Raw genomic sequence first — 26,127 nt, forward strand, 5'->3', positions numbered from 1 at the left:
GCCGATGGTACTGCAGGGGGGACCCTGTGGGAGAGTAGGACACCGCCGGACACCATTCACGATGGCCACCCAGAAATGGGTGGCCATCGCTGTTTAACCACCACCTCGGATCCCCGCTGCTCACTGGAGCGCGGTGCGGGTTAGGGTGGTGCGACGGCTGCGGCCGTCCTCCCCGCCCTCGGGCGGGTCAACTCCACAGAGCATCACCACGACAGGCGAGGAACGCATGGACGACTCAGGATCCGACCGCAACGACCGGGACTCCGGACGTCGTGACGAGCGGCCGCCTCGCGCCGGCGGCCCCGGCCGCTCCTCGAACGATCGCGGCGGCTCGGGCGATTCCCGCCCCCGCCGCGACGGTGATGCTCGTCCTCCCTATCGTGGCGGTGGCGACTCCCGTCCGCAGCGGGATGGTGACGCGCGTCCTCCTTACCACGGTGGTGGTCGGGATTCGCGTCCGCAGCGTGATGGGGACTCCCGGCCTCCGTACCGTGGTGGTGGGGATTCGCGTCCGCAGCGTGATGGGGACTCGCGGCCTCCGTACCGTGGTGGTGGGGATTCGCGTCCGCAGCGGGATGGTGACTCGCGTCCTCCCTATCGCGGTGGCGACTCGCGTCCCCAGCGTGACGGGGACTCCCGACCTCCGTACCGTGGAGGTGGAGACTCGCGTCCGCAGCGTGATGGTGACTCGCGTCCTCCGTACCGCGGTGGCGGCGACTCTCGTCCGCAGCGTGACAGTGGCTCTCGTCCTCCTTACCGCGGGGGTGGGGATTCCCGTCCTCAGCGGGATGGGGACTCCCGTCCTCCTTACCGTGGAGGTGGGGATTCCCGTCCGCAGCGGGACGGTGACTCGCGTCCCCAGCGTGACGGGGACTCCCGGCCTCCTTACCGTGGAGGTGGGGACTCGCGTCCGCAGCGGGATGGAGACTCCCGCCCTTCCTACCGTGGTGGTGGCGACTCTCGTCCGCAGCGTGACGGGGACTCGCGTCCTCCGTTCCGTGGTGGATCGCGCGACGGGGGAAGCAGGCCGTGGTCGGACGATCGTCGTGGCGGCGGAGACCGCCAGGGCGGCGGACGCGGACGCGAGGGCTTCGGCGGCGGACGCGGCGGCCCCCGCGAGGAGCCGGAGCTCACCGAGGAGGAGCGCGAGCGGCGCTCCCTCCAGTCGGTGCGTCCGCGCCACGACGACCCGGACCTTCCGGACGACGTGCAGGCCAAGGACCTCGACAAGGTCGCCCGCAACGAGCTGCGCACGCTCTCGAAGGACAACGCCGAATGGGTCGCCCGTCACCTGGTGATGGCCGGCCGCCTCCTCGAGGAGGACCCCGAGCTGGCGCACCGCCACGTGCTCTCGGCGGCCCGTCGCGCGGGACGCATCGCCGTTGTCCGCGAGTCGCTGGCCATCTCGGCGTACGCGACGGGCGACTTCGCCCTGGCGCTGCGCGAGCTGCGGACCTTCCGTCGGATCTCCGGCTCGGACGAGCAGGTGCCGCTGATGGTCGACTCCGAGCGCGGCGTCGGCCGACCCGACAAGGCGCTCGAGCTGGGACGGTCGATCGACCGCACCACGCTGAGTCCCGGCGCGCAGGTGTCGCTGGCCATCGCCATGTCCGGCGCCCGCCTCGACCTCGGGCAGGCGGAGCTCGCTCTCATGGAGCTCGAGATCCCGCAGCTCGACCCGGACCGCGCGTTCTCGTACAGCCCGGATCTCTTCGCCGCCTACGCACTCGTCCTCGAGGAGGTCGGCCGCTCCGAGGAGGCGGCCGAGTGGCAGCGTCGCGCCGACATCGCGGCGCAGGCCGTCTTCGCGGCCGAGGGCGGCGGTGACGACGAGACGATCGAGGTGATCGAGGAGGAGCACGAGTCGGCCGACGCCGCGTCCGCTCCCGATCGCGCCGAGGAAGGGACCGCGGTCGACGACGCGGACGACTACCTAGACGACGCGGACGAGGACGACGCGATCGCCGTCGACGACGCGGACGAGGACGACGCCCGGCGGACCGTCTCCGAGGAGATCGCCGACGACGACGACGACGCGGACGCGGACGACGCTGATGCGACCGCTGGCGCCGAGGCCGACCTCGTCGACACGGACGAGCCGACCTTCGCAGACGAGTCCCTCGAGTCCGACGATCTCGCCGAGACGGACCCGGATGAGGCTCTCGACTCGGCGGAGCCGACCGCCGACGAGTCGGTCGAGCCCGCCGACGCCGCTGAGACGGCCGGCTCCCCGGACGCCCGCGAGACCGATGAGTCCGCCGAGCCCGCGGACAGCGGCGAGCCCATCGACTCCGACGAGCCGACCGACACCGAGGAGCCGACCGACTCCGACGAGCCGACCGACTCCGCGGACACCGACGAGCCCGCCGACACCACCGAGCCCGCCGAGCCCACCGACGTCGACGAGTCCGTCACTACCGACGAGCCCGTCACGACGACCCGCCGCACCAGGCCCGCCGACACCACCGAGGAGGACGCCGATGTTCCGCAGCAGCAGGACTGAGCCCACTCCGCTCGACGGCCGCGACTCCGTCCTGGCCGACCTCGACGGGGTCGTCTACAAGGGTGCCGACGCGATCCCCTTCGCGGTCGAGAGCCTCAACCGAGCGGCCGAGACGCTGCGGGTCGGCTACATCACCAACAACGCCTCCCGCACGGACGCCTCCGTCGCCGGGCACCTCTCCGAGCTGGGGCTGAGCGTCCGGCCCGAGGACGTCGTCACCTCCCCGCAGGCAGCGGTCGTGCTGCTCGCCGACCTGGTGCCGGCCGGCTCGACGATCCTCGTCGTCGGGGCGGAGGGCCTCACCTCCGAGGTCGAGCGCGCCGGGTTCACCGTGACGCGCAGCGCGGAGGACTCGCCGGCGGCGGTCATCCAGGGCTTCGCGCCCACGGTCGGCTGGGAGCAGCTGGCCGAGGCCTCGTTCGCGCTCCACACGGGGATCCCGTGGGTCGCGACGAACACCGACTGGACGATCCCCGTCGCGCGCGGCATCGCCCCGGGCAACGGGACCCTCGTCTCGGCCGTGCACACCGCGGTCGGCCGGCTCCCGGTCGTCGCGGGCAAGCCCGAGCGGGCCATCTTCGACGCGGCGACCGCGCGCTTCGGCTCGACGAACCCGCTGTTCCTCGGCGACCGGCTCGACACCGACATCGCCGGCGCGAACGGCGCCGACATGGAGAGCGCCCACGTGCTCACCGGGATCGACCGGGCCAAGCAGCTCCTCGCGGCGGAGCCCAAGCTCCGGCCGACGTACATCCTCGGCGACCTGCGCGAGCTGCACCTGCCCTACCCGGCGACGACGGTCTCGCGGAACGGCACGCACGCCGTCCGCGGCGCCAAGGTCCGCCTCGACGGCGAATCCGTGGTGATCGTGGACGCCGGCGACGACGCGACCGATCTGCTCCGGGCCGCCTGCTCGGTGATCTGGTCGTCCGGCCGCGCGATCTACGGCCTCGACGTGCCGGAGTCGCTCTACAGCTGAGCCTGCTCGGCGGGCTCCCGGCGTCCCTCGCGGCGCAGGAGCCCGTCGAGCCGGCCGGCCAGACCGACCGCGACGATCGCGATCAGCGCGGCGTACGAGAAGGTCGCGGCGAAGACCCCGGTCCCGGCCCCGATCAGCCCGGTGACCGCCGCCGCGAGGAGGCCCGTCAGCGCGAGGGAGACCGAGGCGCCGGTCGAGTCGGCGATCTGCAGGGCCGAGCTGTTGAAGCCCTCCCGGCCCGGAGCGGAGAGCGCGAGCGTCATCGTCCCCATCCGCGGGAACATCGTGCCCATGCCGCCGCCGGCCAGGAACCAGCCCACGCCCGCGACGATCGGGCTGAGGGCGAGCACCGTGACGAGCAGCACGACTCCGATGCCGGCGAGCACGAGCGTCGTGCCGAGCCGCATCGCTCCGCCGTGGCTGAGGCGGGTACCCGGGCGTCCCTGGATGTTCGAGCCGAGAGCCCAGGAGACGGCGCCCGCGGTGAGCATGGCGCCCGAGAGCCAGGGCGGCAGGCCGTACTGCTCCGAGAGCAGCAGCGGCAGGTAGACCTCGGTGCCGAAGAACGCCGCGGCGACGAGGGCGCGGAGGAGGATCACCGACGGCAGGACGCCCCGAGCGCGCAGCGTGCCGTCGGGCAGGAGCGCGCGAACCGCCACGACCACGACCACCACGGCGGCCGCGGCCAGGAGCCCGGCGAGGTCGGGCGCGAGTTCGGCGCTCGTGCTCAGCACGACGACTCCGGCCGAGACGACCACGGCGCGGGCGATGCGGCCCACTGCCCGGCGATCGAAGGGGAGGCGCTCGCGCGGCTCGAGCGAGCTGAGCGTCGGCGCGATCGCGGCGCTCGCGAGGGCCACCAGGGCGACGACTCCGAAGAAGACCCAGTGCCAGCTCGCGAGCTCGGCGACGACTCCGGCCACCAGCGGCCCCACCAGCGACGGCACGACCCAGGCCGCGGCGAAGGCGCCGAAGATCCTCGGATGCAGCTCGCTCGGGTAGACCCGCGCGACGAGCACGTAGAGGGTGACGGTGATCCCTCCGCTGCCCAGCCCCTGCAGCAGGCGGGCCGCCACGAAGACCGGCATCGACTGCGCGGCACCCGCGGCGACGAGACCCAGGGTGAAGAGCAGGATCGCGACCACGAGCGACGGCGTCGGGCCGCGGCGGTCGGCCGAGGAGCCGGCCGCGACCATCCCGACCACGGCGGCGGCGAGCGTCGCCGCGAAGGCCAGGGGGTAGAGGGCGCGGCCGTCGAGGTCGGCGCTGACGATCGGCATGATCGTCGTCACGGCGAGCGACTCGAACGCGCAGAGGAAGACGAGGCTCGTCGTTCCGATGGTCGTCAGGAGGAGGGGAGCCGAGGTGATGCCGCGGCGATCACGAGAACGCACCTGCTCAACAGTACGCCGAGCGCAGAGCCGGTCAGCGGTAGACGGCCCAGTCGTCCTTCGCGAGCACCGTCGGGGTGCCCTCGATCTCGACCAGCCAGCCGCGGTCGTCGCGCTCGAGGTAGCGCCCCTGCACGATCTCGGGGGCCCAGCCGCCGTCGCGGGACGAGATCCAGCGGACGAAGCGGACGGTGCCTCCGCGCCGGAACAGTGTGCCGTTGTGGTCGCTCATGCGGGGATCTTCTTCACGGAGAGGTCGTCGGGCGACGAGGTTTCGGGGAGGAGGTGGAGGCCGAGGCGGCCGTTCGAGGCGTTCGAGAGCTCGCGCAGCCAGTGCGGGTTCAGCTCGATCACGGCGGTGCCGTCGTACTCGTAGCGGGTGGGGATGCCGGGGTGGAGCCACAGTTCGGACCGGCGGCCCTCGGCGTCCTCGATCGTCAGGAGGAAGCCCTCGCCGCGGCGGAACCGCGAGGTGATCACGGTCTGGAGGTGGGCCAGGGCGCGGTCCTCGAAGGAGTGCGAGCTGGCGGGTGCGCCGTAGAGCAGTCGTCCCATCGCGCGCACCTCTTCACCGTCGGCGGCGCACGGAAGGCGTGCCGCACCGTCGACACTAGGTATTGCTAAGTCGGTTGACTAACAGTCTCGGCGCCGACTGCGCTTTCGGGACACACGCCGTCCGATCGCCGGAGAAGTGGTTCGATGGGGGCAGCGAGTTCCCGTCCGGGGCGCCTGCCGCTCGGAAGGTGCACCTCGATGGACGCTCGGCCAGACCTGTTCGCTCTGCTCGCGCGATTGCGCACGGCGGAGCGCGACTACGACGGCCGCGTGGAGCGCCGCCTGGGCATAGGCGCCACGGATCTCGCGGCCCTGCGGCTGATCGGGGTCGGGGAGCGGCGCGACGAGATCGTCCGCGCCGTCGACCTGTCCGCGGCCCTGTCGATCACGACGGCGGCCGTCTCCCTCCTCGTCGACCGCCTCGCCCGCGCCGGCTACGTGAACCGCACTCCCGACCCGTCCGACGGCCGCGGCCGCATCCTCTGCCTGACGGAGCGCGCGCAGAAGGCCATCGTCGGCACCGACGACCCGACCTACGAGCAGATCCGCGCGATGGTCGCGAAGGTGCCCGAGTCGGAGGCCGCGACCGTCGCGGTGCTGCTCGACGGCCTCAGCCGCATCCTCGAGGGGCAGCCGCCGCCCGACCTCGTCGACTGATCAGCTCTGCAGGGTGGCGCTCGGCGACTCGCCGAACCGCTCCGCGTAGGCCGCGCTGAAGCGGCCCGCGTTCCCGAAGCCCCAGTGCCGGGCGACGGCGGCGACTGTCGTCCCGTGGGGCGGGCTCGCCGCCAGCTCCACCCGGGCGCGGTCGAGCCGCACCAGGCGCAGGTAGGCGATCGGGCGCATCCCGAGCACCCGCTGGAACGCGGACTGCAGGCCCCGAACGGTCAGGCCCGACGCCGCCGCCATCTCGGCGGGGCCGATCGGCTCGCTGCAGTGGGCGTGCACGTACTCGACGGCCGTGCGGATCCGTGCGTTCCGGGGGGCGAGGAGCTCGGGCGGGACCGGAGCGGACTCCGGAGGGTAGAGGTCGAGCAGCGCGGAGGCCGTGGCGCGGGTGAGCTCGTCCCAGAGCAGCGGCTCGACGCGCTCGCTGCGCAGCGCGCGGGCGGAGTCGGCGACGGCGGTGCGCCAGCGGCGGATCGCCGCGGCGTCGGGGCGGTGCTCGGAGTCGAAGACGAGGGACCCGACGAGGCCCCGCTCGGCGGCGACCCGGTCGACCACTCCCCGGTCGAGGTGCACCAGGCGCTGGTCGAAGTCGACGTAGTCGAAGGCGAACGGACGGCCGACGGGGAAGAGGACGGGACGGTTCTCCTCCATCGCGATCGAGGCGCGGCCGACGTCGATCCGGCCGGAGCCGCCCACGATCCACTGCACGACGACGTCGTCCGAGTCGCCCACGCCGCCCGCGAGGCGCCCGGACATCCGCGAGGTGCGGAGGGTCATCCCGCCGTCGCCGATGGCCGCGTAGCGGTAGCTGAAGTCGGCCGCGGTGGTGGCGGCGCGCCACTCGTCGCCGTTGTAGAGCCGCGCGAGGCTGTGCCGCGCCTCGTCCGGGTCCTCGCCGCGGGCCTCGAGCCGGACGCGAGGGTGGTGATCGTCCACAGGTCGTTCCGGTGCCTCAGCGCGTGAGGCGCTCGATGAGCTCGCGGTAGCGCGCGGCCGTGCGCTCGACGATCTCGGACGGGAGGGTCGGCGGGAGGCCCTGGCCGTCCCAGTTGTCGGAGAGCCAGTCGCGCACGATCTGCTTGTCGAACGAGCGGCCGCGGATGCCGGCGTCGTAGTCGTCGGCGTCCCAGTAGCGGGAGGAGTCGCTCGTGAGGACCTCGTCGCCGAGGGTGACGACTCCGGTCCCGCGGTCGACCCCGAACTCGAACTTCGTATCGGCCAGCAGCACGCCGCGGGCCAGGGCGATGGTGGACGCCTCGCGGAAGACCGCGAGCGAGAGGGTGCGCAGCGCCTCCGCGGCCTCCTCCCCGACGATCTCGACCGTGCGCTCGAAGGTGATGTTCTCGTCGTGCTCGCCCTGCGGGGCCTTCCACGCGGGGGTGTAGATCGGCTCGGGGAGCGCGTCGCCGTCCTGGAGGCCCTCGGGGAGCGGGACGCCGCAGACGGAGCCCGTCTCCCGGTACTCCTTCCAGCCGCTGCCGGAGAGGTAGCCGCGGACGACGCACTCGATCGGGAACATGTCGAGCGTCTTCACCAGCATCGACCGGCCGCGGACCGCCTCGGGGATCGCGCCCGGGATCAGATGGTTGGGGACGTCGGAGAGCTGCGCGAACCACCAGAGGGAGAGCGTGGTCAGCAGCTCGCCCTTGCCGGGGATCCCGGGCTCGAGGACCGCGTCGTACGCGCTGACCCGGTCGCTGGCGACGACGAGCATGCGGTCGGCGCCGAGCACGGGGTCGGCGTCGTCGGGGGTGTAGAGGTCGCGCACCTTGCCGGAGTAGGCGTGCTGCCAGCCGGGCAGCGGCGCCGTGGTGTCGAAGGACAGGGAGTCGTCGCGGGTCACCGCACCATTCTCCCCGATCCGGGGGGCTCCGCGGCTCCTGAAGACCTCCTGTGTCCTGGCGGATCGGGGCTGTCAAGCACGCGCGGTCGCCGATCCCGCGCACCTAGCGTCGAGACATGACCTCGCAGAACGACCAGACTCCGCAGAACGACCAGTACACGTTCCAAGACCCGACCGCGATGTTCGCCGACATCGACACGGAGGCCCAGTACCAGGAGGGCTCCGGCCTCGACTCGAAGATGGACGACCCCGCCGACCGCGGCGAGTCGACCTACCGCGGCTCCGGCCGCCTGACCGGGCGCAGGGCGCTCGTCACCGGAGGCGACTCGGGCATCGGCGCGGCCGTCGCCATCGCCTACGCCCGCGAGGGCGCCGACGTCGCGATCGTCTACCTCCCCGAGGAGGAGTCGGACGCGAAGAAGGTCGTCGCGCTGATCGAGGAGGCCGGACGCACCGCCGTCGCCATCCCCGGTGACATCACCGACCACGACTTCGCGGTGGGCGCCGTCGCGAAGGCCGTCGAGGGCCTGGGCGGACTCGACATCCTCGTCAACAACGCGGGCAAGCAGCAGCACGTCGAGGACTTCCTCGAGCTCTCGGACGAGCAGTTCGACGAGACCTTCAAGACCAACGTCTACGCGATGTTCTGGATGACGAAGGCGGCCGTGCCGCACCTCGCCCCGGGCTCCGCGATCATCAGCACCTCGTCGATCCAGGCCTACCAGCCGTCGCCGATGCTGGTCGACTACGCCAGCACGAAGGCCACGATCAACACGTTCTCGAAGGCGCTCGCGCAGCAGCTCGCGCCCAAGGGGATCCGCGTGAACGTCGTCGCCCCGGGCCCGATCTGGACGCCGCTGCAGACCGCGGGCGGCCAGCCGTCCGACAAGCTGCCCGAGGTCGGCTCGCAGACGCCGCTCGGACGCTGGGGTCAGCCGGCCGAGCTCGCTCCCGCCTACGTGTTCCTCGCCTCCCCGGAGTCGAGCTACGTCGTCGGCGAGACGCTGCACGTCAACGGCGGCATGCCCACGCCGTAACACTCGGCGCTCACGGCGGGCCCGGTCGCGGAGCGGAGGAACCTCTTCCGCGCTGTGGCGGGGCCCGCCGTTTTGGTTGTCGTAACAATCGACTGCTGTGCAGGTTCGTGCGCGAGAGTCGGTGCATGACCGATTCCCTGCCGATCCTCGACCTGTCCCGCCTCGACCGGGGGGAGGCGGAGGCCGCCGCCTTCCGCCGCGACCTCCGGGAGACCACGCACGACGTGGGCTTCTTCTACCTCGTCGGCCACGGCGTGCCCCAGGACCTCCTCGACGACGTCGTCGCCGCCTCCCGCCGCTTCTTCGACCTGCCGGAGGAGGACAAGCTCGCGATCGAGAACACCCTCAGCCCGCAGTTCCGCGGCTACACCCGCTTCGGCGCCGAGCTCACCAACGGCGACGTCGACTACCGCGAGCAGGTCGACATCGGCATCGACCGACCGGCCGTTCCCGCCGGGCCCGGCGTCGCCGACTACGAGCGCCTCGAGGGGCCGAACCTCTGGCCCGAGGCGCTGCCGGAGTTCCGCGAGGTCTTCGAGCGCTGGCACGCGGAGCTCGCCGCGGTCGCGATCCGGCTGCTGCGCACCTGGGCCGTCGCGCTCGACGCCCCGGAGGACGTGTTCGACGAGGCGTTCGCCGAGCGGCCGTTCTCGCTGGTGAAGGTCGTCCGCTACCCGGGCACCTCCGACCCGGAGCCCAAGCAGGGCGTGGGCGCGCACCGCGACGGCGGCGTGCTGACGCTGCTGCTGGTCGAGCCCGGCAAGGGCGGCCTGCAGGTCGAGCACGACGGCTCGTGGATCGAGGCACCCGCGATGGAGGGCGCGTTCGTCGTCAACATCGGCGAGATGCTGGAGCTCGCCACGGGCGGCTACCTCAAGGCCACGCTGCACCGCGTGATCTCGCCGCTGATCGGGACGGACAGGATCTCGATCCCGTTCTTCTTCAATCCCGCGCTCTCGGCCACCATGCCCTCGCTCCCGCTGCCCGAGGAGCTCAAGTCCGGCCTCTCGGTCGACCCGACGAACGCGCCGATCCTCGAGACCTACGGCGAGAACGCGCTGCGCTACCGGCTCCGGGCGCACCCGAACGTGGCGGCCGCCCACCACGCGGACCTGCTCGCTCCCACCGTCTGACCCGGGAACGACGAAGGGCCCCCTTCCGCGCGAGCGCAGGAGGGGGCCCTTCGTCGTCAGTGCGTCAGCAGCGCGCGGCGGCCACGGGGACCGTCGCGGTGAACGCGGGCTGGCCGGTCGCCGATCCGGTCACCGTCACCGTGCCGGCCGGCATCGAGGCCAGGCGGGTGGTGAAGGCGGCGGAGGCGGACGAGCCGGGAGCGACCGCGGTGAACGACTTCGAGCCGTAGGCCGAGGTGATCGTGACGTCCGCGGCAGCGGTGTCGGTGTTCTTCACGGTCGCGGTGAGCACGATCTTGCCGGCGACGCAGCGCGTGGCGACCGCGGGGACGAGCTCGAGGGTGTCCAGCGGGACGACGGCCGAGACCGACGTGCGCACCAGCTTGTCCGCGTACCCGGTGTAGGAGGCCGTGACGCCGGTCACGTCCGCCGGGACCGAGACGCTCGCCGAGCCGCCGGAGAGCGGGACGGTCGAGGTCCACGAGCCGCCGGTGAAGGTGACCGAGCCGACGACGTCGCCCTTGTCGGCCGCCGCGACCGTCGCCGTGACCGTGCGGCCGTCGGCGGTGAGGGTCGTGGTGGAGTCGACGGCGGTGACGCCGGTCCAGTTCTTCATGGCGGTGAGGACCGTCTGCGGGACGCTCACGAACGCACCGTGCCGCGGGCTGGCCGGGAGGCCGGCGCGGCTCTTGGGCGAGACGTTCCAGTCGGCCGACTGCGAGAGGCGGTTCGTCTGCGAGCTGCCGGCGATGGCCGCTCCGGAGGTGAGGAAGGCCTTGTAGCCGCCGTCGCCGTAGTTGTCGACGAGGAACGCGTAGCCGTCGCCCGTGCCGGTGGTGTCGTTCGGGTCGCCCGCGTTCAGCTTGATGATCTCGGGTCCCTCACCGGCCTGGCCGGTCTCGAGCGAGGTCATCCGGGTGTCGGTGAGCTGCCAGGTGGTGTTCGGGTCGGCACTCCAGTTCGAGGAGGTCGTCCCGGCGGTCAGGACCTTCGACTTCTCGAGGAAGATGTCCTTTCCGGCCTCGAGGGTGCCAGCGGCGCCGCCCTCCTCGTTCTTGGTGAAGCGGTAGTAGTAGTCGCCGATCTTCGTGATCGTCGAGTCGATCCGCGCGTAGCCGGTGTCCTGCCAGGTGGCGGGAGGAGCGGTGAAGGTGCGGAAGTCGCGGGTGATCACGGAGAAGACGCGGGCGTAGAGCTTGTCGCTGTTGGTCTTCGTCGCGTCGGAGTAGAGGCGCGAGGAGAAGAACACGACGTAGGACTGCAGGGCGTCGTCCCAGTACGCCTCGGGCGCCCAGGTCATTCCGGCGGCCGGCTGGTTCACCGTGATGCCGGTGTCGGCGCCGTTGGTGCGGGTCCACTGCACCAGGTCGGTCGACTCCCAGACCTCGATCTTCAGGCTGCCCTTGGACTGGGCGTCGCCCCAGCCGGTGCCGCAGGAGATGCAGAGGTCGGTGGCGACCATGTAGTACTTGTCGCCGTTGTGCGAGCGGAGGATGAACGGGTCGCGCAGGCCCTTCGTGTCGGTCGTCGAGGTGATGACCGCCTTCCCGCCGTTGACCGGCGAGAAGGTGAAGAAGTCGTTGCCCGAGGTCGCGGCCTGGTAGATCTTCTCGTCGCCGTCCGACTTGAAGTACGCCGAGGCGTAGCCCGCGTCGGGAGCGGTGCGGCCGAGCTCGGCGACCGTCAGCGTGAAGGCGCGCGTCTCGGTGACGCCGTTGAGGGTGGCCGTCGCGGTGAGGGTGACGGTCCTGTCTCCGGAGCCGTAGGCCGGCCGGGTGACGACGCCGCCGCCGCGGTAGGGGTCGGCCGCGCCGACCGCCGGAGCCGCGTAGGAGGTGTTCGTCGGCGTGACGAGGGCCGGGTCCGAGGAGGTCCAGGTGATGTCGGTGCCGTTCCGGGCGCCCTTCACCGCGAGGGGGAGGTTCTCGGTGGTGCGCGTGGCGAGCTTCAGCGCGTCGAGGTCGTCGTTGATGCTCGGGGCGAGCACGACCACCTCGAAGGCGATCGTCGCGCCCTGGGCGGTGGTCGCCGTCAGGGTGACCGGGGTGTTCTGCGCGATCGAGCGCGAGACGACGCCGGTGGTCGAGACGACCGCGCTGTTCGAGGAGGTCCAGGTGAGCGGGACGCCGCTGCTGGAGGCGGGCAGCGTCAGGTTCGAGGAGACCTGGGCCAGCGACGGGTTGCCGGCCAGCAGGACGGGCTGGATGTCCGAGCGCAGCAGGGCGGAGGTCGCGGACGCCTTCGCCGCGGCGGTCGGCATGCTCGAGGCGACCTGCTCGGCGGTGAGGGAGGTGTCCCAGAACTTCACGTCGGTGACGTCGGCGGTCACGAGCGCGTCGCCGGAGTAGAGCGAGCGGCCGAGGTAGCCGAGCGTGGACCCGGTCGGGACGATGCTCGCCATCGACTTCGTGGTGTTCGCGGTCGAGATCTGCGTGCCGTCGCGGTAGAGGGTCAGCACGGTGCTCGACCCCGTGCCGGTGCCGACGAGCGTGAGGGTCGTGAACCCGGGGTTCAGCGTGCCGCCGAACGGCATGCGGGTCTCGCCGTTGCTGGTGGGCTCCTTGACGCGGATGCCCGCGAGGACCTGTCCGCTGGGCGAGCCGTCCGGGTTGCGCGGGTTCACGAAGACGTGGTTGCCGAGCTGCGTGGTGTTCCACGGGCCGACGCCGTCGCCGATGACCCAGCCGAACTGGTTGGCGGTGGTCTGCGTCTTCACCGTGTACTCGACGGCGAACGCGTTGTCGGCTCCGGTGACCAGGCCCTGGGGGAGGCTCGCGTAGCCGTCGTTCTTGAACCGGGCGACCTGGTCGCCGCCGGCGTTCGCGAAGGACGCGTCGGTGAGGCCGGTCAGGGTGGCGTTGCGTCCGTTGCCCGAGATGTCGAGCAGGGCCGAGCCGGCGTGGGACATGTCGTAGTGCGCGGTGGGCGCCGGGACGTCGACGGCCTGCGCCGAGACGGGGACGAGAGCGCCGGTGAGGGCGACGCTCGTGCAGGCGAGAGCGGAGAGGAAGAGGGATCGCACGCGGCGCCGAGGCGCGGCGGCAGGGGGCTCCGGGGAGCGTCGTCTCATCGTCGAGACCTTTCCTTCAGGGGAGGGATGCGTCGAGCCGAGGGGACCGACGCGTCTGTTCACGTTAACATGTGAGCCGCCTCAGAGCCATGGGGGAATTGCTCCGGCGGCGAGAGCGAACCATGCGACAGGGGAGCGCTTCGGCGCAAGACCTGCACCCCCGAGCGCCCAGGGCGTAGCGTGAGCGCACCGCATCCTGGCCCCCGGTGACGGAACCATGCCCATCCGCCTGCCCTGCGAGGATTTGACCATGACGACGCTCTTCCACACCGGTGGCTCCCTCTCCCTCGACGACGCGACCGCCGACGCCGTCGTCCGGTACTCGCTCGCGCTCGCGCAGCGGCACCGGATGAGCACGGTCAGCGTCGCCGACGACTCGGCCCCATCCTCCGTCGTGACGCTCACCGTCGGGCTCGGCGTCCCCCTGGTGGTCGCAGGGGCCGGTAGCGCAGCGGCGGAGTCGAGCACCGAGATCCTCGAGCGCCTCGACGCGCTCGACAGTGCGGGCGGACCGGTGCCCGCCTCGGACGTCGACCCCCGCGCGACGTGGGAGCTCGAGAACGAGTACTGAGCTCCGAGCCGCGGCGCCGCCGGCGCGGATCCGCCCCGCTCCTGCTCCGCTGGCGCGGAGCGTCAGCGCCGGTAGTCGCGGATGATCTCCTGGGCGAGCGTCGTGATCGGGGTCGACGTCGCTCGCGCGCGGACCCGCAGCACCTCGAAGGCCTGCTCGACCGTGGTGCGGTGGGCGTAGGCGAGGATCCCCTTCGCCTGCTCGATCAGCACCCGGCTGTCGAGGGCGTGCTGCAGCTGCTCCTGGGTGACCGTGCTCTGCTGGAGCGCGCGCTGGTGCAGGATCCCGATCGTCGCGACGTCGGCGAACGCCTGCACGACCGCGATGTCGTCCGGATCGAGCCGCCCCGGCCGGGCCTGGAAGAGGTTGAGGGAGCCGATCGTCGTCCCCGCCGAGCGCATCGGCACGCAGTGCGCCGAGAGCACGTCGAGCTCGACCGCCAGCGTCCGGAACTCCGCCCACTCCTCGCCCACGGCGCGGGCGTCCTCGACGATCACCGGCCGCCCGGTCTCGAAGCACTGGATGCACGGGCCCGACCCGCTGTCGAGCTGGAGCAGCTCGATCAGCCGGGTGTCCTCGTCCGTGGAGGCGAGCACCTCGAGGGAGCCGGTGGAGTCGGCGAGGACGAGCCCCGCCGAGACGGCGTCGAAGAGGGTCGCGCTGCTCTCCACGAGGGTCTGGGTGAAGTCGACGACGTCGTAGTCGTCGACCAGTGTGTCGGAGAGGGCGACGAACGTCTGGATGACGCTGCGCTCGCGGGAGTTCGTCACCATGTGTCGTCCTGGGCGGTGAGAGGGCGGTCGGGGAACCCGTCGTGCCGGGCCACGATGCCGGAGGCGACATCGACGACGGAGCGCTGCTGGGCGAAGGCGTGGGCGCGCAGCAGCAGCTGCGCCTCCTCGGCCGTGCTGCCGTAGCGCGCGATGATCATGCCGGTCGCCTGGTGCACCACGCGTCGCGAGCGCGGATTCGTGCTCTCCTCGACCTCGTTGTCGCGCAGCACCGCGGCCAGCACCAGCAGCGCCGTCGCGGTGGTCGAGGCGCTGATCCGGCCGAGGAGGGAGTCGCTGAGCGACGTGGGGCGGCGGGAGTAGAGGTCGACCGCGCCGATCGAGAGCCCCGCGATCGAGAGCGGGAAGGCGAAGACCGCGCGCACCGCCGTGGGGCCGATCGCCTCGGTGAAGAGCGGCCAGCGCTCCTCCGCGCCGGTGTCCGGCACCGAGACGGGGCCGGCAGCGCGGATCGCCTCCCAGCACGGGCCCTCGCCGAGGTCGATCTGGATCTCGTCCAGTCGGCTCGCGGTGCTGTCGCTCGCGGCGACGGTCTCGCCGCCGAAGGGGCTGCCGAGCGTGGAGATCGCGACGCCGTCGATCGGATACCCGCGCAGATACGGGTCGCAGAGAGCGTCGGAGTCGGTCACCGCGCCCATTTTAGCCGTCGGCTCCGCTCGGCGCGACGCTCCGTCGGACCGGCGGGGACGACGACGCGGTGACGCGCGGGAGCCCGCCTGGCTGCGCTGCCCGGGCGCACGAGGCGACGGCCCGTGAAGCGGCTCGTCGGGCGCGGACGGTGCATGGTGCGGGGCGACGGGAGCCGGAGGACGGCGGCCTGCACGGCGACGGAGCGGCTCAGGCCGGGGTCGATCGAGCCGGGACGCTCGAGGGCGGCGATGAGGTCGTCGAGGACGGCGAAGGCGGGATCTGTCATCACGGCTCCTGGCCGGGTGTCCGCGGCCGTTGTTCTGCGCGCCGGGGCGCGGGCGGTGTCGATCGGGTGTCGCCGTGCGGGGTCCGCGAACGACGTCGACGAGGTCCTGCACGACGGTACGGGGCGCGGATCGACCAGACGACGTGGTTGACCTCCCCGAGGTCCGCCGCTACTCGTGCTCTGCGTTGAGCTCGTCGAAGTCGTTCGTGATGATCGACAGCGGGGTGTACGGCGTGATGAGGAGGAGCGCCGGGTTCGCGCGTCCCTCGCCGTAGTTGACCGTCAGCCATTGCGGCGTCGGAGAGGCGAGGGCGGCCTCGACCTCGGCGCGGAACTCCTCGAGGCTCCTGTTGTTGACCGTGTAGGCGGTGCCGTTGTAGATCAGGTCGATGCGCTTCACAGCTGATCGCCCTTCGCCGGAGGACGCACCGGTTCGGCGGGTTCCGAGATCACGTACAGCCCGCCCGCGGAGTTCGCGAGGTCGGTGAGCGCGGAGATCCAGGCGGGGTTGATGCGGGGCATCCGGCCGCCGAAGTACTTGTAGCGGAGCGCGTGGGAGGGGTGGATCCAGATCGCGCTGCGGCCGTCGCCCATGCTGTGGTCGTCGCGCCAGCTGAGCAGGAACGACTCGTTGCGGCGCAGCTTCGCGGTGATGACGATCTGCAGGTGCGCGAGCACGCGGTCCTCGAAATCGATCTCGACGGTCCCGTCGTAGTGCAGCTTCCCCATCGGCGTCTCCAGCCCCTGATCTCCGGCCGGCAGGCGCCCGCCGTTGCCACCACCCTTCCGCAGACCGGAGGGATCCGACAACCCGGCCTGCCATTCTCTGCTCGATCTGTCCAGGTCTTCCGTCAGCGGCGGTCCTCTGTCAACCTCCTCCCTCCACGCAGCCGGCGCTGCCGAGCATGGACGGCATGAAGCACATCCTCTTCGCCGACAAGACGATCCTCGTGGGGGACGAGGCGGCCGACGCACTCGTCGAGTACGCCGTCGCCCTCGCCTCGAAGGGCGCGGCCGACACCGTCGAGTACACGGGGATCGGCGCCGACGGCGGGACGGTCGATGCCACCTTCCTCGTGAACGCCGCGGCCGCCCTCATCGTCGAGACCACGCCGAGCGACCTGCCCGAACCGGACAACGCGGCGGAGGTGGCACGGCTGCGCGCGCGGATCGACGCGCTCACCGGCGAGCATCCCGTGCAACCCGGCGACGGCGAGGTGACCAGTGGTGCCGACTACGAGGACTCCTACGAGCAGTGAGTGGTTCCCCGTCGTGCGGACCCGGACCCGGACCCGGACCGGGATGCGACCGGCGTCCGCTACCACTGCGAGGCTCCGCAGTGAACCCCCTGATCGGCTGAGGGGAGGCGGACGTACCGTGGCCCTGCGGGTCGCCGACGACACGATCACCGGTCGACCGCTACGGGCACGGCCGCGGGTCGGCCGGGGAGGAAGGACACCATGACCGGAGACCATCCCTTCTGGGTGCGCCTCGCGCGCAAGGAGCCGCAGTGCGCCATCGTGCGCGGCCGGGTCTTCGAGATCGGCGCCCCCGACGAGCGGGACGGCGCCTTCCTCCTCACGGTCTGGGAGAAGGGGCGGCCCGTCGGGCACGTCCTGAACGTGGATCCGCCCGCCTACAAGCCGTGCGGACTCGGGCACCCGGTCGAGCCGCAGCGGGTCGACGGGGTCGAGGAGCTGCTCGAGCTCCTGGTGCCCCAGCGCACCCGGCTCGCGGCGCACGGCTGACGCCGCTCCCGTCCGCGGGGGCCGCCCGAGTCCTGTGCACCGGGAGCGGGGCGAGCGCTGAGCACCCGCTGACGGACGCCCGGGACGGGGGAGTCGTGCGCCCGGGCGGCGGCTGGCATCCTGACCTCGGTGCGACGAGCGCGCCCGCTGACGGACGCCCGGGACGGGGGAGTCGTGCGCCCGGGCGGCGGCTGGCATCCTGACCTCGGTGCGACGAGCGCGCCCGCGAGGGGGAGCCCGATGAGCACCACCGAGGACGTCGACGACGGGACCGCTGAGTTCGGGTACCGCCCCTCCCTCACCCGCGGCATCGGCCGCTTCGGCAGCTTCGCCGCAGGCGTGAGCTACATCTCGATCCTGACCGGCACGTTCCAGCTCTTCTCCTTCGGCTTCGCGCTCGGCGGTCCCGCCTACTGGTGGTCCTGGCCGATCGTGTTCACCGGGCAGCTCATGGTCGCGCTGTGCTTCGCCGAGCTCGCCGCCCGCTACCCGGTCGCCGGCTCCGTCTACAACTGGAGCAAGCGCCTCGCCGGGCCGACGGTGAGCTGGCTGGCGGGCTGGCTGATGGCCACCGCGTCCGTGGTCACGCTCGCGGCCGTCGTGCTGGCGTACCAGGCGACGCTCCCGCAGATCTGGAGCGGGTTCCAGCTCGGCGGCTCCGCGGGGGTGAGCGCGGTGGTCTGGGGAGGACTGCTGATCGCGTTCACCACCGCGGTCAACGCGCGCGGCGTGCGGCTGATGGCCCGGATCAACAGCGTCGGCGTGCTGATCGAGCTCGTCGCGGCGGTGCTGCTGGTGGCGGTGCTCGCGGTGAACGTGGTGCATCCGCCGACCGTGCTGCTCGACACCAGCGGCTACGGCGGGAGCACGCCGGGCGGGTACGCCGGCGCGTTCCTCATCGCCGCGATCGCGTCGGCGTACGTGATGTACGGGTTCGACACCGCGGGCTCGCTCGGCGAGGAGACGCTCGACCCGCGCCGGACCGCGCCGACGGCGATCCTGCGGGCGGTGACCGCCTCCTTCGTCCTCGGCGGCCTCATCCTGCTGCTGGGCATCCTCTCGGCGCCCGACCTCGCCGACCCGGCGCTCGGGCAGGCGTCGGGCGGGCTGCAGCGGATCGTGCTGCAGGTGCTCGGCGGCCCCCTCGGATCGGTCCTCCTGCTCTGCGTTGTCGTCGCGATCACGGTGTGCGCGCTGGCGGTGCACACGGCGGCCATCCGACTGATCTTCGCGATGGCCCGCGACAACGCCCTGCCCGGCAGCCGCGTGCTCGCCCGCGTCGACCCGCGGCGCGGGACACCGGTGGCGCCGGCGCTGGTCGTGGGGGTGCTCGCGGTGCTGATCCTGGTCGTGAACATCGGGACGCCGGCGATCTTCACGGCCGTGACGAGCGTGGCGGTCATCCTGATCTACCTCGCCTACCTGCTGGTGACGGTGCCGCTGCTGATCGCCCGGCTCCGCGGCCGGTGGCCCGCAGCCGCGCCCGGGCGCTTCTCGCTCGGCCGCGCGGGCCTGCCGGTGAACATCGTCGCGGTGCTCTGGGGCGCGGCGATGACGGTCGACCTCGCGTGGCCGCGCGTCGAGGTCTACGGGGAGGAGCTGCGCTGGAGCGCGGTCGTCGTGATCGCCGCGGTCGTCGGGATCGGCCTGGCCTGGTTCCTCCTCCGCGGCCGGCACCGCCTCGGCACCCTGCCCGCGCACGCGCTCCCCTCGCCGCCGCCGCAGGGCTGAGTCGCACGAGAAGGCCCGTTCTCGAGGGGGCAGGACGATCCTTGCCGGGCGACTCGGCGGCGGCACCGGGAGGAGGATGGGGGAGCGGGTGCTCGGCCGAGCGCCGCGGGAAGGAGCGTGCGTGCGGAACCGCCTGGCGACTCCGTCCCTGCTCGCGCACGCCGTGCTCATCCAGGCCGTCGCGTTCCTGCTCCGGCCGGCCGCCGTCTACCAGGCGATCCGGCTCGACGTGCCGGCCTGGGCGCTCGGGGCGCTCGGCGCCTCGTTCGCGCTGGTGCCGCTGCTGATCGCGCTGCCGGTGGGCGGGCTGGTCGACCGGGTCGGCGCCCGGGCGGTGATGGCCGTCGGCTCGCTCGTCGCGGTGGGAGCGGCCGCGGTGCTGCTCCTGGCGGGCGGGAGCGTCGCGGGGCTGCTCCTCGGCATCGCCCTGCTCGGCGCGGGGCACCTGGGCTGCGTGGTCGGGCAGCAGACCGTCGTCGCGGGCGGCACCGGAGGGACGCGGCTCGACAGCCGCTTCGGCTACTACACGTTCGCCGCGTCGCTCGGGCAGGCGATCGGGCCCGCGTTCATCCCGGTGCTCGCGGGCGGCTCGGTGCGGCCCGACCCGGCGCCGCTGTTCCTCGTGGGCGGGATCCTCGCGGTGCTGCTGCTCGTCTCGACGGCGGGGATCCGCAGCCCGTCCCCGCGCGGACCCGCGGCGGAAGGGGCGGCGGCTCCGGGCTCGACGCTCGGTCTCCTCCGGGTGCCGGGCCTCGCGCGCGCCCTGCTGACCAGCGCGACCGTCGTCGCCGCCGTCGACCTGACCGTCGTCTACCTCCCCGCCCTCGGCGCCGAGCGCGGGCTCCCGGCCGGCGTCGTCGGAGCCCTGCTCACCGTGCGCGCGCTCGCGTCGATGGCCTCGCGGCTCCTCCTCGGCGCGGCCACCGCCCGGCTCGGGCGCACCCGGGTGATGGTGGGCGGCATCCTGATCTCGGCGCTCTGCCTGGTGCTGGTCGCCCTGCCCGCGCCGACCGTGCTCCTCTTCGTCGCGGTCGCCGCCCTCGGCCTGGGCCTCGGGATCGGCCAGCCCATCACGATGTCCTGGCTGATCGAGCGCACCCCCGCCGACCGCCACGGCCGCGCCCTCGCGCTGCGCCTGGCCGGGAACCGCCTCGGGCTGATCGCCCTGCCCAGTCTCCTCGGCGTCCTCGCGGCGGCGGCTGGAGCGGGCGGCGTCCTCATCGGCACCGGTGCCGCGGTCGGCGCGACCCTCCTCCTGCTGCGCGGGGTGCGCCTGGACTGAGGTGCCCGGGGCCGCAGCGGATCGGCGGCGCGAGCGGCGATGCCGGGCCTCGCAGTCGGAAGACCGGAGGGTCAGCTGCCCGGCTCCTCCACGCGGACGTCCTCGGCGGCCTTGTCGGCGCGCCAGCCGCGCCAGACCGGCTGGCGGAGGGTGCCGGAGGCGGTGCGCTCGCGGTAGCGGACCTCGCCGACCAGGACGGGCGACACCCAGTGCACGCCGCGCGACTCGAGCGGAGGGACGGAGACGGCGGGCTCCTCGGTGGCGTGCTCGGCCAGGCGGTCGACCAGTCCGCGGCGCTCGCGGTCACTGAAGCCGGTGCCCACACGGCCGGAGTAGGCGAGCCCGTCCTCGCCGGGGATCGCGGTCAGCAGCGCCCCGACCGACCCCTGCAGGCCGCCCTCGCCCTCGCGCCAGCCCACGATCACGACCTCCTGCAGCCGGTGGTGGGTGAGCTTGATCCAGTCGCGCGAGCGGCTGCCCTCCTGGTAGCGCGAGTCGCGGCGCTTGGCGACCACGCCCTCGAGGCCGAGGGTGCGGCTGGTGGCCATCGCCTCCTCCAGGTCGCCGTCGAACACGGACGGGACGTGCACGCGCTCGTTCTCGGCGACCAGCTCGACCAGTGCCGAGCGACGGGTGTCGTAGTCGCTCCCGGTCAGGTCCTCTCCTGCGCGCTCGAGCAGGTCGAAGACCATCAGGTGCACCGGAGTGGACCGGGCGGCCGCCTCGATCTCGCGCGGCTTCGTCAGCCCGCCGCGGGTCTGCAGGGCGCCGAAGTCGGGGCGCCCGCGAGCGTCGAGGGCGACGATCTCGCCGTCGAGCACGGCGTCGGCGGCGGCCTCGGCGAGCGGGGCGAGCAGATCGGGGAACGCTGCGGTCAGGTCGTTGCCGTTGCGGCTCGTGAGGGTCGCGGTGCCGCCCTGCACCCGCACGAGAGCGCGGTAGCCGTCCCACTTCATCTCGATCGCGGCCCCGGGGTCCACGTCGCCGCGGCGTCCGGCCGTGGCGAGCATGGGGCGGTGGCGGCGCGGAGCGGAGTCCTCGGCCGGGCGGTCTGCGGAGGGTGCGGGGCGGGGAGCGGGCGACGCGGCGGACGCGGCCGCCCGGCCCCGTCGCTGCGTCCCGTGCCCGTGAGCGGGACCCGGCGCCATCAGGTGCAGGAGCCAGTTCTTCTCGGCGCCCTCCCTCGAGCCCGTGTGCAGCAGGGCGTAGCGACGGGGCTCGCCGCCGAGCCCGCCGTCGGGGCGGCCGGTCAGCACCGCGATCACCTCCTTCCCCTCGCGCCACTTCTCGAGCGCGTAGGTGCCCTCGTCCCAGATGCGCACCTCGCCGCCGCCGTACTCGCCGGCCGGGATCGTGCCCTCGAAGGTCGCGTACTCGAGGGGGTGGTCCTCGGTCTGCACCGCGAGCCGGTTCGGGTCGCCCTCCAGCGGCGGGCCCTTCGGCACCGCCCAGCTGACCAGGACGCCGTCGTGCTCGAGCCGGAAGTCGTAGTGCAGGCGCCGCGCGTGGTGCTCCTGGATGACGAAGGAGTCGCCCGAGGAGGAGCCCGCGGACCCCGCCTCGGGCACCGGCTCCGGCGTCCTCGACGCGTCGCGCATGCTGCGGTAGGTCGCCAAGCGGTCGGAGGAGGCGTCCGTCGCGGCGAAGCCCGCCATCCGCTCCGGGGTCGGCTCGAGCCCGGCACCCCGGGCGGCGAGCAGCGGGCGGAGGAGGTCGCCGTCGCTCCGCAGCCGCTCCACCACCTCGTCGGGCGACAGGTGGCGCAGGTCCTCGGCACCCAGCTCCTCCCACGTGCGGGGCGCGGCGGCGGCCGGCCGGAGGCGCCCGCGGAGGGAGTAGGGGGCGATGGTCGTCTTCGCCGCGCTGTTCTGGCTCCAGTCGACGAGGACCTTGCCCTCGCGCAGGGTCTTCTTCATGTCCGAGACGACGAGGTCGCGGTGGTCCGACTCGAGCGCGCGCGCCAGCTCGTGCGCGACCGCCGAGATCTGGTCGCTGGAGGCGGAGGCGTCCAGCGGGCAGTAGAGGTGGATCCCCTTGCTCCCGCTGGTCACCGGCAGCGGAGCCAGCCCCATCCCCTCCAGCAGGTCGCGGGCGAGGAACGCGACCTCGGCGCACTCGGCGAGGCCCGCCCCCTCGCCCGGGTCGAGGTCGAGCACGAGACGGTCGGGCGGACGGCGCTCGCCGTCGGAGCCCAACCGCCACTGCGGGACGTGCAGCTCGAGCGCCGCCTGCTGCGCCAGCCAGGTGAGCCCGGCGACGTCGTCGACCAGCGGGTACTCGACGTCGCGCGACGAGTGCGCGAGCCGGGTCCGGCTCAGCCAGTAGGGGGCGGAGGAGGGGAGGTTCTTCTCGAAGAAGACCTCGCCCGGATGCTCGGCGGTGCCCACTCCGTCGACCCAGCGCTTCCGGGTGACCGGGCGGCGCGCGAGATGGGGCAGCATCGCGGAGGCGACGGAGGCGTAGTAGGAGAGCACATCGGCCTTGGTGAAGCCCGTCTCCGGGTAGACGACCTTGTCGAGGTTCGTCAGCCGCAGCCTCCGCCCGCCGACCGAGACGATCTGCTGCGAGGCGGCCATCCCCCCATGGTGGAGGCAGGCGCGCGCGGAGGGAACCCCGGACCGTCGCGGGAACCCGCAGCGAGCCGCCTCCACGACTCGGGGTTCCGTCGGCGGCGGGGAGTAGCGTCGACGCACCACGTCCGAAGGAGCCCTCCGTGCCCGACACGATCGCCGACATCCCCCTCACCACGATCGACGGCACCACGTCGACCCTCGCCGACTACCCGCCCGTGCGGCTGATCGTCAACGTCGCCTCCCGCTGCGGCCTCGCCCCGCAGTACGAGAAGCTCGAGGCCCTGCAGAAGAGCTACGGGGAGCGCGGATTCACGGTCCTCGGCTTCCCGAGCAACCAGTTCCTCCAGGAGCTGAGCGACGAGGACAAGATCAAGGCGTACTGCTCGACGACCTGGGGGGTCACCTTCCCGATGTTCGAGAAGGTCCGCGTCAACGGCCGCTCGGCGCACCCGCTCTACGCGGAGCTCACCAAGGCGGAGGACGAGAACGGCAAGGCCGGCCGGGTGAAGTGGAACTTCGAGAAGTTCCTGATCACGGCCGACGGCACGGTCCACCGGTTCCGCCCGACGGTCGAGCCCGACGACCCTCGGATCGTCGACCTGATCGAGGCGTCGCTACCCGCCTGATCCCGCTCAGCGGCGGGCGCGGGGCGGAGCACCCCGCCCGTCGCGGATCAGCGGTCGCGGAGCCCCAGGGCCGAGCGGGCGTCCGCGGGCTCGACGCCCTCGGGGCAGACGATGTCCGAGACGTCGAACGGCGTCGCGCGCGAGAACGGGATCATCTCGATCCCGTCGACGTGGCGCAGCAGCACGAGGCCGCCCTCGCCCTCGCGCAGGCTCCGGCGCACCTGGCGCAGGAAGATGCCGGCCATGTCGAGCTCGACGACGAAGGAGCGGCCGCTCACGTCGATCCGGCAGCCGATGACCGGCTGGGAGCCGACGGAGACGGAGTCCGGCACGCGGCGCGGCTCGATCGGCTGCTCCTTGCGGAGGGTCCGCACCGGGGTGAGGGTGGGCAGGCCGGTCGCTCGCGCGGTGTCCGTCATGGTCGTCTCCGTCCGTCGACGTCCGCCGATGGTTCCGGGGACGTCTTCTCGACGGTACTTCGCGTCCCCCGCAGAGGGGACGGGGTTGACGGCCGCCCGATCAGGGGGCAGCAGGGCCCAGGAGCGGCAGGGCCCAGGAGCGGCAGGGCCCAGGAGCGGCAGGGCTCAGGAGCGGCAGGGCTCAGGAGCCCTGGCGCTGCTCCTCGGGCTCCGGCAGGACCGAGAGCTCGCCGTGCATGCTGGCGACGCTGAGCATCTGCTCGATCCACGCGCGGTTGAGCTTGGGCTGGTGCGCCTCGGTGAAGCGGAAGTGCAGCGGCACCGACGGGTGCAGCCAGACGGAGCTCCGGCCGTGTCCGGTGGAGGCGTCCTCCATCCACGAGAGCGAGAAGGCTTCGTTGCGGCGCAGCTTCGAGAGGACGGCGACCTTCAGGTGCGCGAGGACGCGCTCCTCGAATTCGATCTCGAGGTTCTGCGGTCCGTAGATGAGCGTGGCCACGGGCCCCCTTCGTTCATCGGGCCGGCCCTGGCGGACGGCTCCTCGGGGGACGGTATCCGCTCGGACCCCGGTGCGGGGAATCGGGAGGGAGACACGCCGGACCCCCATTGACAGTCCCGCGGACGGGACGTAGCACTGCTGGGCGTGCTGGGCGCCACGTTAGCCGACGCATGTAGCGAGAGTCGATGCTCCGTCGCGGATCTCCCGTCGGCCGGGGCCGGCCCGGGAGCGAGCGCGGGCACCTCCGGCTGCCGGCCGCGCCGCTCAGGATCCCGTCACGGCCCGGCCGGCGCGTCCCACCCCTCCTGCGGAGTCGCGCAGGTGCCGCGGAAGACGTACTGCGACGGCAGCTTCCGCTGGTGCGAGGACCAGTCGATCGCCGGCCGCCGCTGCTCCGGAGGCAGGTAGCCGAGCCGGTACACCGCCATCAGCTCCAGCTCGTCGGGCACGGCGAGCAGCGACTCGATCCGCGCCCACGCTCCCGGCACCTCCATCGGGAACGACACGAACTGGATCCCCATCCCCAGCTCGACCGTGCTCAGCCAGACGTTCTCCATCGCGGCGCCCATGCTGAACACCGAGTAGAAGGAGGAGAGCTCGCCCGGCCGGTACTCGGAGCGGTCGAGCATCACCCCGAGCAGCAGCGGCGATCCCGCGACGAGCCGGCGGTTCTCCTCGCCGAGCGTCTGCGGGACGCGGAGGGAGTTCATCAGGAACTGCCCGCGCTTCGTGAAGACCTGCTTCGTGAAGGGGCGGAGCGGAGCCGGCAGCTTGTCGAACAGCATCCCGTCGCGCCGCTGCTCCATCTCCTCGCTGCTGAAGCGGAAGTAGGGCTTGTAGCGCTCGAAGAACGTGCCGTTCGACATCGCGGTGGTCATGCTCTCGCCGCTGATCGCGGCGATCCGGTCGATCGTCTCGCGCTCCTCGACGAGCACGAACCGCCACGGCTGGCTGTTGAGCTGCGAGGGCGCCCGGCCGGCCACCTCCATCAGGAGCCGCTGGTGCTCCTCGGAGACGGGGTCGGGCAGGAACGCGCCGTTGGTGGTCTTCCGGCGCCGGACGACATCGAGGAACTCCATGCCTCGATCCTGCCCCGATCGATCGCGCAGAGGGGGGAGCGGCGGCGGCCCGGGGCGCGCGCGGTAGCATCGAGGGTCCTGTGCAGGCTCGAGGGAAGCGGTGGAACGGTGAAGACGAGGGTCATCTTCTACCTTCTCGGAGGTGTGTTCGTGCTCGGCGCGGGCATCAACTCGGTCGTGGGCAGCGGCTTCTCGGTGCCGAACCTGCTGACGATGCTCTGCGGCGCGCTGATCCTCGCGATCGCGGGCTGGCAGGCGCTGCGCTCCTACCGCTCCGACCCCGACCGCGACGTCGAGCCCCCGCGCTAGAAGCCGGGGCGCGTCAGCGCAGGGCTGACCCGGCCCCGAGACGCTGGAGCACTCCTCGGCGCCGCGCCGGCCGCCGCGTCCGCCCGAGAGCGGCGAGCACGAACGGAGCCGCCGCCAGCGCGATCGCCGGGTGCCGACGTCCGTGCGTCCCCGCGAAGGGGATCACCGCCAGCGGGACGGCGGCGGGAGCCAGCGCGGACGCGGCGCGGGTGTCCGACCGTCGCAGCGTCGCCCAGGCCAGAGCGGTGAGCGTCGACGTGCAGATGTAGAGCGCGTGATGGATCCAGTGCCAGCGGCCCGTGCGGAGAGCGCCGGTGGCGACGGCGGTGCCGAGGGCGCAGTTGGCGGAGTAGCTGACAGCGGCGGCGCGCAGCCAGAGCGGACCGGAAGCGCTCACCCTCCG

Annotated in this window: 28 protein-coding genes; 12 read left to right on the forward strand and 16 right to left on the reverse strand. The window is 72.7% G+C overall.

Annotated elements, in window-relative coordinates:
* The first annotated feature begins 1,168 nt into the window (after positions 1-1,168).
* Together C5C35_RS17265 and C5C35_RS10665 are read left to right on the forward strand one after the other, a co-directional pair.
* Positions 1,169-2,503 carry a hypothetical protein gene (locus C5C35_RS17265; protein ID WP_181134943.1) on the forward strand — a complete coding sequence of 445 codons (1,335 nt, stop codon included), beginning with the start codon at positions 1,169-1,171 and terminating at the stop codon, positions 2,501-2,503.
* The gene (locus tag C5C35_RS10665) at positions 2,481-3,482 is read left to right on the forward strand and encodes an HAD-IIA family hydrolase (RefSeq protein ID WP_104263078.1); all 1,002 of its coding nucleotides are present in this window, start codon (positions 2,481-2,483) and stop codon (positions 3,480-3,482) included. Before C5C35_RS17265 ends, C5C35_RS10665 begins: the two co-directional genes overlap by 23 nt.
* Here C5C35_RS10665 and C5C35_RS10670 read toward each other — a convergent pair.
* From C5C35_RS10670 to C5C35_RS10680, 3 genes are read right to left on the reverse strand one after another with little or no spacing between them, the layout of a single operon-like run.
* Positions 3,473-4,876 carry an MFS transporter gene (locus C5C35_RS10670; RefSeq protein ID WP_104263079.1) on the reverse strand — a complete coding sequence of 468 codons (1,404 nt, stop codon included), beginning with the start codon at positions 4,874-4,876 and terminating at the stop codon, positions 3,473-3,475. The genes C5C35_RS10665 and C5C35_RS10670 overlap by 10 nt on opposite strands.
* Before the next feature lie 31 nt (positions 4,877-4,907).
* Positions 4,908-5,105: a hypothetical protein gene (locus C5C35_RS10675; RefSeq protein ID WP_068256013.1), complete on the reverse strand. Its 198-nt coding sequence runs from the start codon at positions 5,103-5,105 to the stop codon at positions 4,908-4,910.
* The gene (locus tag C5C35_RS10680) at positions 5,102-5,428 is read right to left on the reverse strand and encodes a hypothetical protein (protein ID WP_104263080.1); all 327 of its coding nucleotides are present in this window, start codon (positions 5,426-5,428) and stop codon (positions 5,102-5,104) included. The genes C5C35_RS10675 and C5C35_RS10680 overlap by 4 nt, the downstream gene beginning before the upstream one ends.
* 198 nt (positions 5,429-5,626) lie before the next feature.
* On the opposite strand from C5C35_RS10680, the gene C5C35_RS10685 reads away from it, so the two are divergent.
* On the forward strand, positions 5,627-6,085 hold the full coding sequence (locus tag C5C35_RS10685) for a MarR family winged helix-turn-helix transcriptional regulator (RefSeq protein WP_181134944.1): 459 nt from the start codon (positions 5,627-5,629) through the stop codon (positions 6,083-6,085).
* Here the strand turns inward: C5C35_RS10685 and C5C35_RS10690 are convergent, their stop codons facing one another.
* Positions 6,086-7,033, reverse strand: a complete 948-nt coding sequence (locus tag C5C35_RS10690) for a helix-turn-helix transcriptional regulator (protein ID WP_104263082.1) — start codon at positions 7,031-7,033, stop codon at positions 6,086-6,088.
* A 16-nt stretch (positions 7,034-7,049) separates the two neighbouring features.
* A complete protein-coding gene (locus C5C35_RS10695) occupies positions 7,050-7,940 on the reverse strand; it encodes a phosphoribosylaminoimidazolesuccinocarboxamide synthase (protein WP_258059453.1) in 891 nt (296 codons plus the stop codon).
* Positions 7,941-8,056: 116 nt separating this feature from the next.
* Between C5C35_RS10695 and C5C35_RS10700 the strand changes: the two genes are divergently transcribed.
* Together C5C35_RS10700 and C5C35_RS10705 are read left to right on the forward strand one after the other, a co-directional pair.
* Positions 8,057-8,977, forward strand: a complete 921-nt coding sequence (locus C5C35_RS10700) for a glucose 1-dehydrogenase (RefSeq protein WP_104233811.1) — start codon at positions 8,057-8,059, stop codon at positions 8,975-8,977.
* A 125-nt stretch (positions 8,978-9,102) separates the two neighbouring features.
* Entirely contained in the window at positions 9,103-10,110 is a 1,008-nt protein-coding gene (locus C5C35_RS10705; protein WP_104263083.1) for an isopenicillin N synthase family oxygenase, read from the forward strand.
* Between the two features lie 64 nt (positions 10,111-10,174).
* Here the strand turns inward: C5C35_RS10705 and C5C35_RS10710 are convergent, their stop codons facing one another.
* Complete coding sequence (locus tag C5C35_RS10710; protein WP_258066444.1) at positions 10,175-13,132, reverse strand: immunoglobulin-like domain-containing protein; 2,958 nt, start codon at positions 13,130-13,132, stop codon at positions 10,175-10,177.
* A 298-nt stretch (positions 13,133-13,430) separates the two neighbouring features.
* Here C5C35_RS10710 and C5C35_RS10715 point away from each other — a divergent pair, with 298 nt between their 5' ends.
* The gene (locus tag C5C35_RS10715) at positions 13,431-13,751 is read left to right on the forward strand and encodes a hypothetical protein (RefSeq protein ID WP_104223789.1); all 321 of its coding nucleotides are present in this window, start codon (positions 13,431-13,433) and stop codon (positions 13,749-13,751) included.
* A 62-nt stretch (positions 13,752-13,813) separates the two neighbouring features.
* Here the strand turns inward: C5C35_RS10715 and C5C35_RS10720 are convergent, their stop codons facing one another.
* The 5 genes from C5C35_RS10720 to C5C35_RS10740 form a co-directional block, all read right to left on the reverse strand.
* Positions 13,814-14,524: a GAF and ANTAR domain-containing protein gene (locus tag C5C35_RS10720; protein WP_104239019.1), complete on the reverse strand. Its 711-nt coding sequence runs from the start codon at positions 14,522-14,524 to the stop codon at positions 13,814-13,816.
* Positions 14,518-15,171 (reverse strand): GAF and ANTAR domain-containing protein, encoded by a 654-nt coding sequence (locus tag C5C35_RS10725; protein ID WP_104351715.1) that lies wholly within the window; start codon positions 15,169-15,171, stop codon positions 14,518-14,520. Before C5C35_RS10725 ends, C5C35_RS10720 begins: the two co-directional genes overlap by 7 nt.
* Positions 15,168-15,458, reverse strand: coding sequence for a hypothetical protein (locus tag C5C35_RS10730; protein ID WP_104263084.1), 291 nt, complete (start codon positions 15,456-15,458; stop codon positions 15,168-15,170). Before C5C35_RS10730 ends, C5C35_RS10725 begins: the two co-directional genes overlap by 4 nt.
* A 169-nt stretch (positions 15,459-15,627) precedes the next feature.
* Complete coding sequence (locus C5C35_RS10735; protein ID WP_104226801.1) at positions 15,628-15,858, reverse strand: hypothetical protein; 231 nt, start codon at positions 15,856-15,858, stop codon at positions 15,628-15,630.
* Positions 15,855-16,187, reverse strand: coding sequence for an ATP-dependent DNA ligase (locus C5C35_RS10740; RefSeq protein ID WP_104223784.1), 333 nt, complete (start codon positions 16,185-16,187; stop codon positions 15,855-15,857). The genes C5C35_RS10735 and C5C35_RS10740 overlap by 4 nt, the downstream gene beginning before the upstream one ends.
* Before the next feature lie 185 nt (positions 16,188-16,372).
* On the opposite strand from C5C35_RS10740, the gene C5C35_RS10745 reads away from it, so the two are divergent.
* From C5C35_RS10745 to C5C35_RS10760, 4 genes are all read left to right on the forward strand, one after another.
* Positions 16,373-16,717, forward strand: coding sequence for a hypothetical protein (locus C5C35_RS10745; RefSeq protein ID WP_146084590.1), 345 nt, complete (start codon positions 16,373-16,375; stop codon positions 16,715-16,717).
* A gap of 201 nt (positions 16,718-16,918) precedes the next feature.
* Positions 16,919-17,206, forward strand: a complete 288-nt coding sequence (locus C5C35_RS10750; RefSeq protein WP_104263086.1) for a hypothetical protein — start codon at positions 16,919-16,921, stop codon at positions 17,204-17,206.
* Positions 17,207-17,446: 240 nt separating this feature from the next.
* Positions 17,447-18,937 carry an APC family permease gene (locus C5C35_RS10755; RefSeq protein WP_104263087.1) on the forward strand — a complete coding sequence of 497 codons (1,491 nt, stop codon included), beginning with the start codon at positions 17,447-17,449 and terminating at the stop codon, positions 18,935-18,937.
* Positions 18,938-19,058: 121 nt separating this feature from the next.
* On the forward strand, positions 19,059-20,219 hold the full coding sequence (locus C5C35_RS10760) for an MFS transporter (protein ID WP_159940156.1): 1,161 nt from the start codon (positions 19,059-19,061) through the stop codon (positions 20,217-20,219).
* A 71-nt stretch (positions 20,220-20,290) separates the two neighbouring features.
* Here C5C35_RS10760 and C5C35_RS10765 read toward each other — a convergent pair whose 3' ends face one another.
* Positions 20,291-22,795 (reverse strand): ATP-dependent DNA ligase, encoded by a 2,505-nt coding sequence (locus C5C35_RS10765; protein ID WP_104263089.1) that lies wholly within the window; start codon positions 22,793-22,795, stop codon positions 20,291-20,293.
* 137 nt (positions 22,796-22,932) lie between these two features.
* Between C5C35_RS10765 and C5C35_RS10770 the strand changes: the two genes are divergently transcribed.
* Positions 22,933-23,418, forward strand: a complete 486-nt coding sequence (locus tag C5C35_RS10770) for a glutathione peroxidase (RefSeq protein WP_244229546.1) — start codon at positions 22,933-22,935, stop codon at positions 23,416-23,418.
* A 47-nt stretch (positions 23,419-23,465) separates the two neighbouring features.
* On the opposite strand, the gene C5C35_RS10775 is transcribed toward C5C35_RS10770, so the two are convergent.
* The 3 genes from C5C35_RS10775 to C5C35_RS10785 form a co-directional block, all read right to left on the reverse strand.
* Positions 23,466-23,837 carry a hypothetical protein gene (locus C5C35_RS10775; RefSeq protein WP_104223778.1) on the reverse strand — a complete coding sequence of 124 codons (372 nt, stop codon included), beginning with the start codon at positions 23,835-23,837 and terminating at the stop codon, positions 23,466-23,468.
* A 181-nt stretch (positions 23,838-24,018) separates the two neighbouring features.
* Positions 24,019-24,336, reverse strand: coding sequence for a hypothetical protein (locus C5C35_RS10780; RefSeq protein WP_244229547.1), 318 nt, complete (start codon positions 24,334-24,336; stop codon positions 24,019-24,021).
* Between the two features lie 275 nt (positions 24,337-24,611).
* Complete coding sequence (locus C5C35_RS10785) at positions 24,612-25,415, reverse strand: nitroreductase family protein (RefSeq protein WP_104256039.1); 804 nt, start codon at positions 25,413-25,415, stop codon at positions 24,612-24,614.
* 108 nt (positions 25,416-25,523) lie between these two features.
* Between C5C35_RS10785 and C5C35_RS10790 the strand changes: the two genes are divergently transcribed.
* Complete coding sequence (locus C5C35_RS10790) at positions 25,524-25,724, forward strand: hypothetical protein (protein WP_104223776.1); 201 nt, start codon at positions 25,524-25,526, stop codon at positions 25,722-25,724.
* Positions 25,725-25,737: 13 nt separating this feature from the next.
* On the opposite strand, the gene C5C35_RS10795 is transcribed toward C5C35_RS10790, so the two are convergent.
* Positions 25,738-26,121, reverse strand: coding sequence for a hypothetical protein (locus C5C35_RS10795; protein ID WP_104263090.1), 384 nt, complete (start codon positions 26,119-26,121; stop codon positions 25,738-25,740).
* Between the last annotated feature and the right edge of the window lie 6 nt (positions 26,122-26,127).

This window comes from Rathayibacter sp. AY1F8, from assembly GCF_002932165.1.
In the GTDB taxonomy this organism is placed as follows: domain Bacteria; phylum Actinomycetota; class Actinomycetes; order Actinomycetales; family Microbacteriaceae; genus Rathayibacter.

Excerpts from the sequence above, each read along its gene's own strand:
- C5C35_RS10665 (WP_104263078.1), top strand. The coding sequence starts at position 2,481 with ATGTTCCGCAGCAGCAGGACTGAGCCCACTCCGCTCGACGGCCGCGAC.
- C5C35_RS10700 (WP_104233811.1), top strand. The coding sequence starts at position 8,057 with ATGACCTCGCAGAACGACCAGACTCCGCAGAACGACCAGTACACGTTC.
- C5C35_RS10715 (WP_104223789.1), top strand. The coding sequence starts at position 13,431 with ATGACGACGCTCTTCCACACCGGTGGCTCCCTCTCCCTCGACGACGCG.
- C5C35_RS10755 (WP_104263087.1), top strand. The coding sequence starts at position 17,447 with ATGAGCACCACCGAGGACGTCGACGACGGGACCGCTGAGTTCGGGTAC.
- C5C35_RS10745 (WP_146084590.1), top strand. The coding sequence starts at position 16,373 with ATGAAGCACATCCTCTTCGCCGACAAGACGATCCTCGTGGGGGACGAG.
- C5C35_RS10765 (WP_104263089.1), bottom strand. The coding sequence starts at position 22,795 with ATGGCCGCCTCGCAGCAGATCGTCTCGGTCGGCGGGCGGAGGCTGCGG.
- C5C35_RS10685 (WP_181134944.1), top strand. The coding sequence starts at position 5,627 with ATGGACGCTCGGCCAGACCTGTTCGCTCTGCTCGCGCGATTGCGCACG.
- C5C35_RS10680 (WP_104263080.1), bottom strand. The coding sequence starts at position 5,428 with ATGGGACGACTGCTCTACGGCGCACCCGCCAGCTCGCACTCCTTCGAG.
- C5C35_RS10785 (WP_104256039.1), bottom strand. The coding sequence starts at position 25,415 with ATGGAGTTCCTCGATGTCGTCCGGCGCCGGAAGACCACCAACGGCGCG.
- C5C35_RS10775 (WP_104223778.1), bottom strand. The coding sequence starts at position 23,837 with ATGACGGACACCGCGCGAGCGACCGGCCTGCCCACCCTCACCCCGGTG.
- C5C35_RS10730 (WP_104263084.1), bottom strand. The coding sequence starts at position 15,458 with ATGACAGATCCCGCCTTCGCCGTCCTCGACGACCTCATCGCCGCCCTC.
- C5C35_RS10740 (WP_104223784.1), bottom strand. The coding sequence starts at position 16,187 with ATGGGGAAGCTGCACTACGACGGGACCGTCGAGATCGATTTCGAGGAC.
- C5C35_RS10750 (WP_104263086.1), top strand. The coding sequence starts at position 16,919 with ATGACCGGAGACCATCCCTTCTGGGTGCGCCTCGCGCGCAAGGAGCCG.
- C5C35_RS10675 (WP_068256013.1), bottom strand. The coding sequence starts at position 5,105 with ATGAGCGACCACAACGGCACACTGTTCCGGCGCGGAGGCACCGTCCGC.
- C5C35_RS10720 (WP_104239019.1), bottom strand. The coding sequence starts at position 14,524 with ATGGTGACGAACTCCCGCGAGCGCAGCGTCATCCAGACGTTCGTCGCC.
- C5C35_RS10705 (WP_104263083.1), top strand. The coding sequence starts at position 9,103 with ATGACCGATTCCCTGCCGATCCTCGACCTGTCCCGCCTCGACCGGGGG.